Annotated in this window: 10 protein-coding genes; 4 read left to right on the top strand and 6 right to left on the bottom strand. The window is 69.0% G+C overall.

Annotated features, from left to right (window positions below; genetic code table 11):
- Positions 1-220: 220 nt before the first annotated feature.
- The 3 genes from ABIA33_RS07690 to nadE form a co-directional block, all read right to left on the bottom strand.
- Positions 221-1,429, bottom strand: a complete 1,209-nt coding sequence (locus tag ABIA33_RS07690) for a serine hydrolase domain-containing protein (RefSeq protein ID WP_370078543.1) — start codon at positions 1,427-1,429, stop codon at positions 221-223.
- 196 nt (positions 1,430-1,625) lie between these two features.
- Positions 1,626-2,822 (bottom strand): alanine--tRNA ligase-related protein, encoded by a 1,197-nt coding sequence (locus tag ABIA33_RS07685; RefSeq protein ID WP_370078541.1) that lies wholly within the window; start codon positions 2,820-2,822, stop codon positions 1,626-1,628.
- Positions 2,823-3,278: 456 nt separating this feature from the next.
- The gene (gene nadE / locus ABIA33_RS07680; protein WP_370078539.1) at positions 3,279-4,148 is read right to left on the bottom strand and encodes an ammonia-dependent NAD(+) synthetase; all 870 of its coding nucleotides are present in this window, start codon (positions 4,146-4,148) and stop codon (positions 3,279-3,281) included.
- Positions 4,149-4,576: 428 nt separating this feature from the next.
- On the opposite strand from nadE, the gene ABIA33_RS07675 reads away from it, so the two are divergent.
- On the top strand, positions 4,577-5,431 hold the full coding sequence (locus ABIA33_RS07675; protein WP_370078537.1) for an N-acyl homoserine lactonase family protein: 855 nt from the start codon (positions 4,577-4,579) through the stop codon (positions 5,429-5,431).
- Positions 5,432-5,436: 5 nt separating this feature from the next.
- A complete protein-coding gene (locus tag ABIA33_RS07670) occupies positions 5,437-6,876 on the top strand; it encodes a cytosine permease (RefSeq protein WP_370078535.1) in 1,440 nt (479 codons plus the stop codon).
- Positions 6,877-7,135: 259 nt separating this feature from the next.
- On the opposite strand, the gene ABIA33_RS07665 is transcribed toward ABIA33_RS07670, so the two are convergent.
- Genes ABIA33_RS07665 through ABIA33_RS07655 form a run of 3 tightly spaced genes read right to left on the bottom strand, consistent with a single transcriptional unit; the run spans position 7,136 to position 10,712 of the window.
- Entirely contained in the window at positions 7,136-9,046 is a 1,911-nt protein-coding gene (locus tag ABIA33_RS07665) for a xanthine dehydrogenase family protein molybdopterin-binding subunit (protein WP_370078533.1), read from the bottom strand.
- Complete coding sequence (locus tag ABIA33_RS07660) at positions 9,004-9,891, bottom strand: 2Fe-2S iron-sulfur cluster-binding protein (RefSeq protein WP_370078531.1); 888 nt, start codon at positions 9,889-9,891, stop codon at positions 9,004-9,006. Before ABIA33_RS07660 ends, ABIA33_RS07665 begins: the two co-directional genes overlap by 43 nt.
- Positions 9,888-10,712: a xanthine dehydrogenase family protein subunit M gene (locus ABIA33_RS07655; RefSeq protein WP_370078529.1), complete on the bottom strand. Its 825-nt coding sequence runs from the start codon at positions 10,710-10,712 to the stop codon at positions 9,888-9,890. The genes ABIA33_RS07660 and ABIA33_RS07655 overlap by 4 nt, the downstream gene beginning before the upstream one ends.
- A gap of 706 nt (positions 10,713-11,418) precedes the next feature.
- Here ABIA33_RS07655 and ABIA33_RS07650 point away from each other — a divergent pair.
- Positions 11,419-13,569 carry a putative Ig domain-containing protein gene (locus tag ABIA33_RS07650; RefSeq protein ID WP_370078527.1) on the top strand — a complete coding sequence of 717 codons (2,151 nt, stop codon included), beginning with the start codon at positions 11,419-11,421 and terminating at the stop codon, positions 13,567-13,569.
- 235 nt (positions 13,570-13,804) lie between these two features.
- Complete coding sequence (locus tag ABIA33_RS07645) at positions 13,805-15,133, top strand: recombinase family protein (RefSeq protein WP_370078525.1); 1,329 nt, start codon at positions 13,805-13,807, stop codon at positions 15,131-15,133.
- Positions 15,134-15,265 lie beyond the last annotated feature (132 nt).

The raw sequence follows: 15,265 nt of genomic DNA, 5'->3' as shown, positions 1-15,265 counted from the left end.
CTCCGCTTCACGTCGGAAAACGTCTCGACATCAAGATATCTCGTGATTGCCCCTCCTCGACACCGACCCTGCCCTGGATCCGGCCCGTGTCCGGTAGGACGAGTACGAAACGCCCGTCCCGGGTCGTCCTGGCGCCGCCGACCGCATCGTCGTCATGGACGCCGGCACGGTCCGCGCCGTCAGCGCCCACCACGAACCTCATCGACTCCGCGGGAGCGGGTCAGTGGGTGGCCAGGGGGTGGCTCGGAGCCAGGACGGCGGCGATGCGCTCGGCGATGGTCTGGGCCGTGTTGCCGTCAGGAGTGGTGGGGCCCTTGGTGGTTGCGACCGCGATGGCCAGGTGTTCGGCCGGGAGGTAGGCCTGGATGGCGGCGTAGCCGGAGAATGAGGGGTTCTGCACGATCCAGCCGTTCAGCACGATGATCCCGAGCCCGAAGTGCGTGGCTTCGGTGTTGGTCAGGCAGACGGTGGCGGGACAGGTGCGGGTGGCCTTGCCGAGGCCGACCGTGCCGGGGTCGAGCTGGACCCGGTAGGCACGCCGCGAGAGCAGTTCTCCTGCGCCGATGGCCTGGGCCGATCGGGCCAGGTCGCAGATGTCGGTGGTGATGACGGCACCGGGCGCGGTGGTCCACGAGGGGTTCCAGAACGTCGATTCCTCGTAGCTGCCGCGTTCGGCGGTGAAGGCGTGCAGGACGGGGGCCTGGATGTCGGGGGTGTAGCTGTTGCGGGTGTCGCGCAGTCGGAGCGGGCCCGTCACGCGCTGTTCCAGCAGGCGGTCGAGCCGAGTGTGGGTGATCTTCTCCAGGGCGGCGCCGAGGATCTGAAAGTTGGCGTGGGAGTAGCTCCAGTTGGTTCCGGGCCTGTACAGCAGCGGGTGGCCCGTGGAGATGCCGACGACCTCCGCCCGAGTCCACTGGCGGAACGGCGCGGCCTCCAGCGCGGAGATGAACTGGGGGTCGGTGACGTAGTCCGCGAGGCCCGAGGTGGAGCTGCCGAGCATGCGCAGGGTGATCCGGTGAGCGTGCGGCAGCTCGGGCAGCCAGCGCGAGACCGGGTCGTCGAGGCGGACCTTCCTCTCTTCCACGAGCTGAAGCAGGATGGTGCCCAGGTAGGCGATGCCGACCGAACCGGCGCGGAAGTGCATGTCCGGCTCGGCGGGAACGCGGGTCATGGACTCGCCGAGCGCGTCGGTGACGAGCGGTCGGCCGTTGACAGTGACCCGCAGCAGCACGGATTTCAGGTCGAGTTCCTTCTTGGCCCGCTTGGCGGTGGCGAGGACTCGGCGAGCCTCGCCGCGCGCGGGCTTCGGAGAGCTGACACAGGCGTGCGACTCTCGGGCGACAGTCCGGGTGGCGGCGCCGGCCATGGTCGGGAGCGTCGCCGCGATCAGCGTGGCGGCGCAGAGCACTGCTGTCCGTGTACGGGTCATATCGCACTATGTGCACCGGGGAACCGGGAAACGGAGCAGAACACTCCGGCAGGCACCCGTCCGGCGGCACAGCACTCGCCCGAGGCCCGGTCCCTGGCCCGGACCGCGCACGGACCGGGCCAGGGCCTCGGCGGACACGCACACGAGCAGCGCAGCGCCGCACCCCCCCTGCGCCGTGAGCGCGGGTCAGCGCGGGTCAGCGCGGGGCGACGCCGTCAGCGCGGTTCGGGGTGAGAAGGCCGAGGACCAGCTCACGGGGCAAGCCGTGGGTGTCGTGAAGATAGTCGTACTGTTCCTCGGTCAACGGCCCGCCAGTGAGGCCCTGACGCGACAGGACCACCCGGCCGCGCTCCAACAGGCCGAGGAACCGCCGCTCTTCGGTGAGCAGCACGTCACGCACGTGCCCGACGTCGCTCGTCTGCCGGAAGTGGTCGCGGGTGTGTTCCAGGAGGTCCACCGGCAGGTCGGACAGGGTACGGGTGGAGTCGTCACGCCACAGGATGGTCAGCACGCGCCGCACCAGCCGGCGCAGCACGTAGCCGCGCCCTGTGTTGGACGGGGTGATCCCGTCGCCGATGACGACGATGCCGGAGCGCAGGTGGTCGACGATGATGCGCAGTGACGTCTGGTCCGCGCCCCACACGGTCGGGATGACACTCATCCACGGCTCGAAGACGTCGCACTCGAACACGGAGCCCTTCTTCTGCAGGATCGTGACCAGCCGTTCCAGTCCCAGCCCGGTGTCGATGCTGGTCTGCACGAGGGGTTCGAGGCGGCCGTCGTCGTGACGGCGGTAGCGCATCTTCACGTGGTTCCAGACCTCGACCCACTGCGGGTCAGTGCTCGGTGTCCCCCGCGGTGGCATGTCCCCGGTCCATACGAAGATCTCGGAGTCGGGTCCGCACGGCCCGGTGGGACCGTTCGACCACCAGTTGTCCTCCCCTGTGAGTTCCACGGGCACTCCGAGCTCGTTCCAGGTGCGCAGGGACTCGGTATCGGGGCCGACCTCTTCGTCACCGCCGAAGACGGTGACGTGCAGCCGGTCGGGGTGGAGGCCGTAGCCGTCACGGAGGAGTTCGTAACCCCACCGCAGACTCTGCGAGCCGTCGTAGTTTCCCAGCGACCAGGAGCCGAGCATCTCGAACACCGTCAGGTGGGTGCTGTCGCCGACTTCGTCCAGATCGGTGGTGCGCAGGCAGCGTTGGAGACCGACCAGGCGCCGTCCGAGCGGGTGCGGACGGCCCTCCAGGTAAGGCGTGAGCGGATGCATGCCGGAGGTGGTGAACAGCACCGGGTCTCCGGGAGGCGGCAGCAGCGAGTCGCCGGTGATGCGCTGGTGTCCGCGCTCACGGAAGAAGTCGACGAATGTGCTGACGGTCTGTTCGGTGTTCATGGCACGGGCCCTTCGGGTCTTGGGGACCGGAAACGACCGCGCTGGCACAGGCAAGCGAAAGGGTGTCGAACGACGCACCGGCGGACCGTTTCCGGTCGCCGGCGGGAGGGAGGTCAGGCAGCGGCAACCGGCGAGCTGATAGCTCGTGCGGCCGCGGCGATGCTGCGCGTGATGACCTGCATACCGCCGACGCTACCAGCGGCGCGTGCGGCCCCGCCCCCCATTTCCGTGCTCGGCCACAGAACAGCCGCAGGTGGGCGGATGCGTGCAGAAAGCTATCGGCGGTCGCTGCGACGCGACGCCGGTAACCATCTCGCTGCTGTACCGGGCCACCCGTGCGCGGCCGTCCGTACCGGAAGTGCTGTGTTGAGCCGGGAGTCCGTCAAGGACGCGGAACTGCTGGTGCTACGGCACGAGAACGCGGTGCTGCGCCGGCAGCTCCAGAGCGGTGCGGGATCAACGCCGCCACCAGTCGTCGAGTGGGGTGACCGGAACGGCTCGCTTGTGCCGGGTCGCGAGGTAGACCGACTCCACCTTCGCCGCCAGGTCCGGCGTGACGTCGGCGCCTTCCAGATAGTCGTCGATCTGGGTGTACGTCAGGCCGAGTGCCACCTCGTCGGGCAGGGCGGGCCGGTCGTCCTCGAGGTCGGCGGTCGGCACCTTCTCCCAGACACTCGGGGGTGCACCCAACTCCTGTAGCAGGGCCGCACCTTGGCGCTTGGTCAGTCCGGTCAGCGGGGTGATGTCGACACCTCCGTCGCCGTACTTGGTGAAGAAGCCGGTCACCGCCTCGGCCGCGTGGTCGGTGCCCACGACGAGCAGGCCCAGCTGCCCGGCGATCGAGTACTGGATCACCATGCGTTCGCGGGCCTTGATGTTGCCGCGCACGAAGTCCCGCAGCTTCGGCTCGCCCTCATCCTCCGGACGGGGGGACCCCCTGCCCAGCAGCTCCCGCAGGCCGAGCGCCGCCTCGGCGGCGACGGCGTCCGCACTCGGCTTGACGTTCACCGCGATCGTCCGGTCGGGCTGGATGAACCCCAACGCGATCTGCGCGTCGTGCTCGTCGGCCTGCACGCCGTAGGGCAGCCGCACCGCGACGAAGGTGGCCTCATGCCCCTCGGCACGTAGCTCCTCGCTGGCGAGCTGGCACAACCTGCCGGTCAGCGTGCTGTCCTGGCCGCCACTGATCCCGAGCACGTAGCCCTTGGCCGGGGTCGACCGCAGGTAGTCCTTGAGGAAGTCGACCCGTTGCCGGATTTCGACTTTGGGCACAATGGTCGCCTTGACGCCGAGTTCGGCAAGAATCTGCTCCCGTAGCTTCACCATCCACGTACTGTACTGGCCGCAACACGCGGACGAGCCCCCGTCCTGTGAGGAACCCAGAGTCGTCCGCGATCGGCTTGGCCAGGCGGCCTCTTACCGTGCCGACATGGGCGTGACATCGCGGTGAAACCCGGCGGCCCTAATTTCTGTCACCTGACAGGTATTGAGCTGCGGCACGGTTGGTCCCCGGTCGCGGCCATGGCCCGACGGACGCGCCCTGCGGCTTGACGCCACTGAGCAAGACCCGCTCCCCGAGACTTCGGCAGTGGGTCGGGCTTGAGCCGCTCACCTCCGTCCGCCGCTCACACCAGGAGGACCAGCATGGTGAACAACCCGATCCCCGTTGAGCCCCCGTTTCCCGGCGGGTCAGAGGCCCGGGAGGCATGCCGCGCCCGGCTGCCCCATCGTCGGCTGCCGACCTGGGAGCTCCTGTGAAGAACGGCGTACGTCGGATCATCCTGCTCACTCTCGGCTGGGAGGACCTGCCCAAGTCGATCTCCGTCCACGGAGCTCCGCCCGAGCAGCGCCTGCGCGAACCCACTCCGGGAGTGCTGCTGGAGTGTGATGGCGGCTGGATGCTGCTGGACACCGGATTCAACACCGCGCTGATCAACGACGCCGCCCTGCGTCGGCGCTTCTTCGGCGATCCGGCCTACCGTCCCATCCTGCCGGGCCCGGGGGAGCCGCTGGAAGAGGCCCTGGCCCGCGCGGGCATCGACATGGACAGGATCTACGCGGTCGGCATGAGCCATCTGCACCACGACCACGCCGGCGGCCTCAGGCACTTTGCCGGACGGGTGCCGGTGCACGTCCAGCGGGCCGAGCTCGACTTCGGGTTCTCACCCCACCCGATCCCCGAGCGCAACGCAGTCAACCGGATCGACTTCGACCACCCCGACATGCTCTGGGAGGTCGCTGACGGTGACGCCGAGATCGCTCCTGGCGTCACCGCGGTTCTGACGGCGGGTCACACTCCCGGACACCAGAGCTTCGTGGTGGATCTGGACGACTCGGTCGGCGGGGGCGGATTCGTCTTCGCCTTCGACGCCGCAGACCTCACCGAGAACATCGAGCACGAGCTCGCGATCGGCGCCACCGTCGGTGTGGAACCTGCGGAGACCGTCGAGCAGATCCGCAAGCTCAAGCGCATCGCCGCCGAACGCAACTACCGCCTGGTTCCCGGCCACGATCCGGTGGTCTGGCCGGCGTTGACCTCCGAACTCCACACCCGATTCGCCGGGCATCACTCGACGAGCGCCATGCCCCTCTCCAGTGAAGGCAAGTGAGACGAATGACCCAGTCCAGCGACGCACCTGCGAGACCCACCGCCCTTGATGCTCCGTCAGAATCGCAATCCGCATACGGCTCCAAGGTCCTCGCCGTCGAGGCGGCGGGATCCGAGGCCATCCCAGCCGCCGAGCGCCACGGCAGACCGCTGCATCTGCTGTGGACCTGGACCTCGCCCAACATGGAGTTCGCCACCGTCTTCATCGGCGTCCTCGCCGTCTCGGCCTTCGGACTCAGCTTCTGGCAGGCGATGGCCGCCCTGCTCCTCGGCACCGGCCTCGCCTCGCTCTGCCTGGGCCTGCTCAGCCAGGACGGTCCGCTGCACGGACTTCCGCAGATGGCGCTCAGCCGTCTGGCCTTCGGGCGCCTCGGCAACTGCGTTCCGGCCGCGGTGAACACGCTGACCGCCGGATTGGGCTGGTTCGCTGTGAACAGCGTCAGCGCGGCCCTCGCCCTGAACACCCTCCTGGGCCTGCCCAAGATACCCAGCCTGCTCGCCGTGGCCGCGCTTCAGATCCTGGCCGGCTTCCTGGGCCACAATCTCATCCACCGGTTCGAGCGCTTCGCCATGCCGGTCCTGGTCGTGGTGTTCCTGACCGCCACGGTGGCCACCCTCGGCAAGGCCCACCTCGGTGCTCCCAGCCACGGCGGCGGCTCCGGCGGATTCCTCCTCACCGCCGGAGCCGCCTTCGGCTACGCGGGCGGCTGGACGCCCTTCGCCTCCGACTACACCCGCTACCTCCCGTCGACAGCCCCGAGGTGGCAGACCGGCCTGTGGCCGGCGGTCGGCAACTTCGGCTCCAACGCCGTTCTCCTGGCCGCCGGTGCCGCCTCCGCCACCATCGCAACCGATCCCAACGCCTCACCCACCGCGGCCTTCACCGGTCTTCTGCCAAGCCCTCTGGCGGACCTCACCCTGCTGGCGATCATCCTGGGCGGCGTATGCGCGAACGCCCTCAACATCTACTCCGCTGCCGTCTCCTTCACCACCCTCGGAATCAGGCTCCCGGTCAGATCCACGCGCGCCTGGGCGGTCATCGTCTTCGGAGTCCTCGGAACTGCGGTCGCCCTCACCGGACTGAAGGACTCCGGCAGCCGCTACGAGAACTTCCTCCTCATCATCAGCTACTGGGTCGGCCCCTGGATCGCGGTGTACCTCACCGAGCGATTCCTGACGCGACGTGAGGACATCGGTACCCGCCTCACCGACCCGCGCTTCACGAACTGGTCGGGTCTGCTCTCCTTCCTCCTGGGCGCGGCCGTGTCGGTCTGGCTGTTCAGCAACCAGAGCTACTACACCGGTCCGATCGCCAAGGCCCACCCCGCAATCGGAGACATCACCTCCGCAGTCGGCTTCGCACTCGCCGCCTTGTGCCACATCACCCTGCGCCGAATCCCGGCGCTTGCGCCCTCCACCGCCCAGACCCACCAAGACGACCACTGAAGGCCTGCCCGATCGGCAGGCGCCGACCGGACTCGGCGGGTCGGAGCACCGGTTTCGATTCGCGCCGGTCCTGCAGCTATCGCGTCGCCCACGCCACCCCGATGTGCAAGCCGTCCAGCTCTTTCAAGCAGCGTTCACAGGGCGGGAGTTCAGTCGTTCGTCGGCTCCACGGCCGCAAGGCTCCAGCTTTTGCATCCAGGGCCCCGCTTGCTGCCCGAACCGAGTCGCGGAGTCGGCGGTTCAGACGGGCGAGGACCTCTCATGCACGCTGTGCGCGCGTCCTGGCGCGGTGCTCGCTGATGGCCTGCCAGACCTTGTCGCGGAGGAAGGGGGCCTCGGTGAAGCGGATGCCGGTGGCGTCGCGCAGGGCGTTGGCGAAGGCGGGCGGGACCGGATTGAAGGGGCTCTCGCTCATCGACTTGGCGCCGAGCGGCCCGATGGCGTCCGAGGTCTCCGTGAAGTGGACCTCGGTGCGCGGCACGTCGGCGTAGGTCGGCAGTCGGTAGCGGCGGAAGGCGGCGGTGGTGACCTGACCGCGTTCGTCCACGAGGACCTGTTCGAAGAGGGTCGCGCCGAGGGCCTGGGCGACGCCGCCCTCGACCTGGCCGCGGCACTGCAAAGGGTTCATGACCTTTCCGGCATCCGCCCCGTGGACGCTGCGCAGGATCCTTATCTCGCCGCTGTCGGGGTCGACCGCCAGACGGAACCACTGCGAGTTGAAGGCCACCGAGCGCGGGGAGCCGCCCCAGTGACCGTCGGCTGCCAGGTCGACTCCCCTGCCACGCGCTGCCTCGAAGACCTCCTTGAGGGACACCAGCCGCCCGTCGCACTCGACCGCGTCGGCGGTGAGCCGCAGCAGGCTGCGCGACGTGCGGGCATATTCGGCGGTGAAGGAGAGGATCTGCTCGGCAAGCGCGTTGGCGGCCTTCATCACCGCCTTGCCGGCGACCACCGTCCCCGCCGAGCCGAAGGCGCCGGTGTCGTGCCGGACGACATCGGTGTCGGACTGCCGGATCGCGATACGGTCCACCGTGGTGCCGAGCGCCCCCGCGGTGATCTGCTTGTGCACGGTGGTGGTGCCGTTGCCGAACTCCGCCGTACCGACGGCGATGTCGTACGTGCCGTCCTCCAGCAGCTTCACCGTCGCGTCGGCGAAGTGGCCGCCGGGCGGGCCAGTGGCGATGGCGGCCATGGCGAAGCCCTGGCCGATCAGCCATCCTTCGGGTGCCTGTTCGGCGCTGCGGTCGTCGGCGATGGCGTCGCGCACCACCTGGAGGCACTGGTCCAGGCCGTAGCTGGCGATGTGCAGATCCTCCTCCTCGCCGCAGGGGCCCTCCATGTGGTCGCCAGGGCCGATGACGTTCTTCTCGCGCAGGATCAGCGGATCGATGCCCAGGCGTCGGGCCAGCTCGTCCATCGCCGACTCCAGAGCGAAGGTCACCTGGCCAAGCCCGTAGCCGCGGAACGCCCCGGCGGGCACGCAGTTGGTGTAGACGGAGTAGGCGTTCACCTTCTTGTTCGGCGCCTTGTACACGCCCATCGACTCGCCCACGCTGTGGAATATCACCGCCGGGCCGTGGTTGCCGTACGCGCCGGTGTTGGAGACCACTCGGAATTGCAGAGCCGTCAGAGTGCCGTCAGTCCGGGCACCGACCCTCACCGTGATCTTGAACGGGTGGCGGGTGGTCGCGCCGTAGAACTGCTCGGGGCGGGTGAATTCCAGCTTGACCGGACGGTGCAGCTTCAGCGCGGCCAGCACGACGATGTCCTCGGTCAGCATCTCCTGCTTGCCGCCGAACCCGCCGCCGACCCGGCCCGCGACCACCCTGACCTTGTCCTGCGGCAGGTCGTACAGCGCGCACAGCGCACGCCGGGTCAGGAAGGGCACCTGGGTGGACGAGCGAACCGCGATCCGTTCCTCGCCGGTCTCCTCGTTCTCCTCGAACCAGGCGACACAGCCATGCGTCTCCAGGCTGGCGTGCTGCACCCGTTGGGTCTGGAAGGTCTCCTCATAGACGACGTCAGCCTCGGCGAAACCCCGTTCGACGCTGCCCATCTCGCCGTGCACCTCGCCGCAGACGTTGTCCGCGGCACGGAAGATGCGCGACTCCGGACCCTTCGGGTGAATCACTGGTGCACCGGGCAGCATCGCCAGCTCCGGGTCGACCACGTACGGGAGTTCCTCGTACTCGACGGCGATCCGGCGGCAGCCCTCCTCGGCAGCCCCTCGCTGTCGGCTACCACGGCCGCCACGCGCTGCCCGACGAAGCGGACCACGTCGTCCAGCACCCGGGTGTCGTCCGGGTCCTCAGTGGGGTGCTCGTGCCGGGCAGAGGAGTACAGCCTGTCCGGCGCGTCGTGGTGGGTGAACACCGCGTGCACCCCCGGCGCCCGCAGCGCGGCCGAGGTGTCGATCGAGATGATCCGGGCGTGCGGGTGCGGGGAGCGCAGCAGCTTCATGTGCAGCAGCCCCTCGACCTCGATGTCGAAGGTGTAGCGGGCGGTGCCGGTGACCACCTGCGGCCCGGCCGGCGCGCCGAGGCTGCGACCGACGGCCTGCCCGGCGCGGGGCTGTTCGGTGTGCCTGACCCCGCGAATGGCGTCCTCGATCGCCCGGTAGCCGGTGCAGCGGCACAGGTTTCCCTTCAACGACCGTGGCAGGTCCGTGAGTTGCTCCTCATCGAGGGCCGAGGTGGTCATCAGGAACCCGGCGGTGCAGAAACCGCACTGGAAGCCCTGGGCGTCCAGGAACTTCTGCTGCATCGGATGAAGTTCGCCGTCCTTGGCCAGCCCCTCGACAGTGGTCACCGAGCGGCCCTCGGCGCACACGGCCGGGTAGATGCAGCTGTGCACGGGCTTGCCGTCGACCTGGACGGTGCACGCACCGCAGTCGCCGGCATCGCAGCCCTTCTTCACCCCGAACCAGCCACGGTCGCGCAGGTAGGTGCGCAGACACTGCCCGGGGCGGGGCTCGGCGTCGAAGTCCTGGTCGTTGACGCGGACCTCGAAGCTCATCGTCCACCTTCCTCGGTCAGTTCACGGCGGATCTCCTCGGCGAAGCGAAAGGTCATATGCCTTCGCCAGGCCGGCAGTCCGTGGATGTCGTCGTAGTACTCGTCCGGCGCGATCGCGTACTCGACCGCCTCGCGCACGGCCTCCGCGTTCGGCGGCAGCGCGAACCGCATGCGGATCGGCCGCACGGTCGAGGCTGTGACGGTCATGGTCAGCATCCCGTCGACCGGGTCAAGCGCGCCGATCACCAGCGCGCCGGATCGGCCCAACCCGTAGAGCGAGGCCTGCCTGAACGCGGTACGGCTGCCGAGCGCACGGGCCGGCAGGGTGATCGAACGGAGCAGCTCGCCGGGTTCGAGCACCTTGACACCGGCGCCGACCACGAAGTCCGCGACCGGGATCTGGCGCACAGCGCCCGTCTGGGACTGCAGCAGGCAGATGCCGTCGAGCGCTGCTGTCAGCGAGATCATCGGCCCGGCGGGCAGCCCGTTGCACAGGTTGCCGCCGACGGTGGCCATGTTCCAGATCTTCCACGACGCGAGGAACGCCCGGCAGCACTGCTCGAACAGCGGCCCGGCGACCCAGTGGGTCGGCTTCGGGAATCGGGAGAGCTCGGCGATCGTGCAGGTCGCGGCGATCTCCAGGTCTCCCTCGGCGGTCACCGTCAGCGATTCCCAGTCCATCCGGCTCAGATCGATCAGCCTGCGGATGTGCGGCTGCGGCTCCGAGAACAGGTACGTGCCGCCGCCCAGCCAGGCATCACCGGGCCGCCACGTTTCGCGACGGCGAGCGTCGCACACCTCCACCACCGTGTTCAGATCCACGTCGCTCCAGCGTCCTCGACCATACGATTACTGCGATTGAAGCAATGCCGGGCGACCGAAACGAGTGGTGCCGCACACATGCGATTCACCTGCGGACTGGAGGATCAACCAGCGGCGAAAGGATGGTGATCTGGCTGTTGGCGACTCGCTCGACCGGGGTGCAGATGTCTTGTTCGCAGGAGAGTTCGACCTCGACGCCGTTGGCGGTGAGTACTTCGGCGATCGTGCGATCGTGCGGTCGTGCGGTCGTGCGGTCGTCGGCTGCCGGGTAGCCGAGGCCGGGCAGCGCTTGGTAGGCACTGACGCGCGCGGCGATGCGTGCCGACTGTTTGCGGGCGGCTGCGGCAACGAACCGGGGCTCGGGCCCGGGCGCGCAACGAACGGACGCGGTTTGTAGTGGCGTCGCAACTACGCGCGTTGACCGTTCCCACGTGCTGAGATTTACCGAACGGTAAGATCCTTGATCTTTTCGGCCCAAAGCGGTCTGGAAGGGTGTATTGACGGGCGTTCACCCCCCTGCTTCTCTAGCTTGAAGCACACACCACAGCCGGTGGTGACAGCCACTCAGTTTCGTTCACCTCCAACGCAGGTGCATCCTTGTGGCCTTCGAATTGATGTGTGCACGACATATTACGAGTGGCTGCGCCTCCGGTTCCAGCTGACGGGCAGTCACTCACGCTGCCCACAAGAGAGGATCCCCCACACAATGGGCATACCCCTTCGCCGTAGGACGGCGCGCGCGGCCCTGACCGGTCTCGCGTCGCTCGCCCTGGCCGGTGTGGCAGCGCTCGGCATGGCCGCCCCGCAGGCGTCCGCCGCCGTGTCATCGTCGGCCAACCCCTACAGCCCGGCCTATCAGCACTCCTACCGGCACGGCGTCCTGCCGACCATCTCGCAGAACGCGAAGATGAAGTCCTGGGCCGCCTCGCACGCCTCGCCGCAGGCCGCCACCGGCCCGGAAACGCTGTCCTACGGAGGCGGCACCAACGGTGTCGGCGTCCTGGACGGCCACGCCAAGGTCTACCTGGTCTTTTACGGCTCGCAGTGGGGCAGCCAGAGCACCAACGGCAGCGGCGACGCGACCTTCTCCGGCGACCCGGACGGCGCGGCCGCGGTCGCCCAGGAGATGTTCAAGGGCATCGGCACCGGCAACGAGCTGTGGTCCGCGGAGCTGACCCAGTGGTGCGACGGCCCGAACGTCTCGGCCGGCGCCACGAGCTGCCCCACCAACGGCAGCTTCATCCCGTACCAGAGCGGCGGCGTCCTGTCCGGCGTCTGGTACGACAACTCGGCCGCCTCGCCCAGCGCCGCATCCGGCAACCAGCTCGGCACGGAGGCCGTCAACGCGGCCGGCCATTTCGGGAACACCACGGCCGCGGCCAACCGCGACGCCTACTACGTGATCCTCTCCCCCACCGGCAGCAACCCGGACAACTACCAGGGGCAGTACTGCGCCTGGCACGACTACACCGGGGACAGCTCGCTGACCGGCGGCGCCGTGAACTCCCCCTACGGCGACCTCGCCTTCTCCAACCAGCCCTACAACATGGACTCCGGCTCCGGCTGCGGCGTCGGCTTCGTCAACTCCCCCGGAACCCTCGACGGCTGGACCATGACCCTCGGCCACGAATGGCACGAGACGATGTCCGACCAGTTCCCGGCCGGCGGATGGACCAACCAGCAGTCCGGCAGCTCCTTCAACGGCCAGGAGAACTCCGACGAGTGCGCCTGGCTCGCCCCCGGCACCGCCGGCGGAGCCGCCAACATCTCCATGGGCACCGGCACCTTCTCCGAGCAGGCCAGCTGGTCCAACGACACCAACGCCTGCGCGATCTCCCACCCGATCCTCAACCACGGCGGCAACACCGTCACGGTGACCAGCCCGGGCAACCAGAACTCCACGGTCGGCTCCGCAGTCTCCCTGCAGATCTCCGGTACCGACTCCGGCGGCGCGAGCCTCAGCTACACGGCCACCGGGCTTCCGGCCGGCCTGAGCATCTCCTCCGGCGGCCTGATCTCCGGCACCCCCACCACCGCAGCCACCAGCAGCGTCACGGTGAAGGCCACGGACAGCACCGGCGCCTCGGGCAGCGCCAGCTTCAGCTGGACGGTCAACCCGACCAGCACCGAGACCGTCTCGGTCACCAACCCGGGCAACCAGACCGGCAACGTCGGCACCGCCGCTTCACTGCAGATCAAGGCCACCGACTCGGCCGGCAAGTCGCTCAGCTACACGGCCACCGGACTCCCGGCCGGCCTGACCATCTCCTCCAGCGGCCTGATCTCCGGCACCCCCACCACCGCAGCCACCAGCAACGTCACGGTCACCGCCTCCTCCGGCACCGCGTCCGGCTCGACCTCCTTCAGCTGGACCGTCGCCGGCTCCGGCGGCGGTGGCTGCGGCAGCCCGGGGCAGAAGCTGGGCAACCCCGGCTTCGAGACCGGCAGCGCCGCACCCTGGTCCGCCACCGCCGGTGTCATCGACAACTCCAGCAGTGAACCCGCCCACTCCGGCAGCTGGAAGGCCTGGCTCGACGGCTACGGCAGCACCCACACCGACACGCTCGCGCAGACCGTGACCATCCCGGCGGGCTGCACGGCGACGCTCAACTTCTACCTGCACATCGACACCTCCGAGACCACCACCAGCACCGCCTACGACACCCTCAAGGTGCAGATCGGCAGCACCACCATCGCCACCTACTCCAACCTCAACCACAACTCCGGTTACAGCCTGAAGTCCTTCAACCTGTCCAGCTACGCCGGACAGACGGTGACTCTCAAGTTCACCGGCTCCGAGGACTCGTCCCTGCAGACCAGCTTCGTCATCGACGACACCGCACTCAACGTCAGCTGACCGTCCCGCACTGACCCTGCGGAACCACCCGGCTCACCTGCGACCGCTACTACGCTCGCAGGTGAGCCGGCCGCATTCACTCGCCCGCGCGAGACCGCGGCCGCGTTCCAACTCCCCGGCCGGCCCGGCCACATGCGACGACCAGCCACCGTCCGATCGAGCGCCACACCGCAGCCAGCTCCGGTCGGACGGTGCGGATCTCGCGATCACCGCACCCCTCAAAGACGGTGCCACCATGCCAGAACTCCCCCACGGAGCGGTCTACTGCTGGGCGCCCGCCAGGCACGAGCCACTCCAGACGACCGTCGCCGAGCAGGAGCGCCTCAACCGCCAGGCAGCGGACGCCCTGGGGATTGAGATCCCCACCCGGCACGTGTTCGTCGACACGCAGCTCACCGCGTGGGCCAACAACGCCACCCCGCCCGCCTGGCAGCAGATGATCACCAGTGCGCGATCGGGCGACTTCCGCCACCTGTTCCTCCACCGCGCCGAGCGCCTGGACCACCTACCCCACGCCCTGGCCCAGCTTCTGACCACCGCCGCCGATCACCAACTGATCCTGCACGGCCACCCCCGCGACCTCAACGACCCGCTGGTACGTCAAGCAGAAATCGACCGCACACAGGCGACATGCGCAACCCGCGAAGCGCTGGCCCACCACGCCCGCACCGCGCACCAGGAGGCCGCACAAGCAGGGCGCGCGCACGGCGGAGGCCTGCGCGCCTACGGATACACATCCGGCATGACCGCGCTGATCGACACCGAAGCCGCGGTGGTCCAGGACATCTACAACCAGTACCTGGCCGGGAACACCCGACGTGCCATCGCCCTCGACCTCAACCACCGCAGCATCCCCACCGCCACCGGCAAAGCCTGGACCGTCAGCGGCATCACCCGGATCCTCGACGCCCCGCGCTACGCCGGACTGCGCGTCAAAGACGGCCACATCGTCCGCGCCGCCTCCGGGCGGCCCGTCACCGCCGTGTGGGCGCCCTGCGTGAGCCTGGACACCTGGCAGCAAACCCGCCGCCTGCGGCAGCAGGAATCCGAAAGGCGCAGTGCCGAACGCCGCCCGATCCGCTTCTACCCGCTCACCGGACTGGCCTGGTGCAGCCGCTGCGAACGCGCCATGGTCGGCGCCATCCTGGGGACGTACCCCACCTACGTCTGCGCCTCGGCCAGCGCAGTGACTCCGGACCGCTGTGCACGCCGCATCGGCGCCGAGCCGCTGGAGGCCCTCGTCGCCGAGGAGGCCATCCGTCTCCTCCAGGATCTGGACGCCACCAGCCTCGACACCAGCCCGGCCATCACCGCCCACCCCACGACCGGCCTCGGCGCGAGAGCCGCCCACCGGACCGTCACCATCCGTCCAGCCGACGCACTCGACGGCGTGGTCACGGGCCGTGGAGCCCTCTTCGGCTGGAACCGCCTCCCCCCCGAACACAAGGCTCAGGTCCTGCGCTACCTCTTCACCCGGATCCACATCTCAGCGACCACCACCAGCCGCAACACCTTCGACCCCAACCGCGTCCAAGCCCTCCGACGCCCAGCTCACCATCCCTGACGAGCCCCGCCGACCACCCCCTGTGGACCGAGCCGACGAGTGGGGTCGAGCCGCCGGGCGGGCCGCGCTGCGCGGAACCGCCACCGACGAGGGCTGGGCCGCCTAGATCCTGGTCCGCGGCGTGGAGCCGGA

Origin of the sequence: Streptacidiphilus sp. MAP12-16 (genome assembly GCF_041262165.1) — a bacterium.
GTDB lineage: Bacteria > Actinomycetota > Actinomycetes > Streptomycetales > Streptomycetaceae > Streptacidiphilus.
Note: the sequence above shows the minus strand (reverse complement) of the source record. Positions and strands in the feature narration are given on the sequence as shown.

Coding starts and splice junctions, on each gene's coding strand:
- ABIA33_RS07690 (WP_370078543.1), bottom strand. CDS start 1,429: ATGACCCGTACACGGACAGCAGTGCTCTGCGCCGCCACGCTGATCGCG.
- ABIA33_RS07685 (WP_370078541.1), bottom strand. CDS start 2,822: ATGAACACCGAACAGACCGTCAGCACATTCGTCGACTTCTTCCGTGAG.
- nadE (WP_370078539.1), bottom strand. CDS start 4,148: ATGGTGAAGCTACGGGAGCAGATTCTTGCCGAACTCGGCGTCAAGGCG.
- ABIA33_RS07670 (WP_370078535.1), top strand. CDS start 5,437: ATGACCCAGTCCAGCGACGCACCTGCGAGACCCACCGCCCTTGATGCT.
- ABIA33_RS07660 (WP_370078531.1), bottom strand. CDS start 9,891: ATGAGCTTCGAGGTCCGCGTCAACGACCAGGACTTCGACGCCGAGCCC.
- ABIA33_RS07650 (WP_370078527.1), top strand. CDS start 11,419: ATGGGCATACCCCTTCGCCGTAGGACGGCGCGCGCGGCCCTGACCGGT.
- ABIA33_RS07645 (WP_370078525.1), top strand. CDS start 13,805: ATGCCAGAACTCCCCCACGGAGCGGTCTACTGCTGGGCGCCCGCCAGG.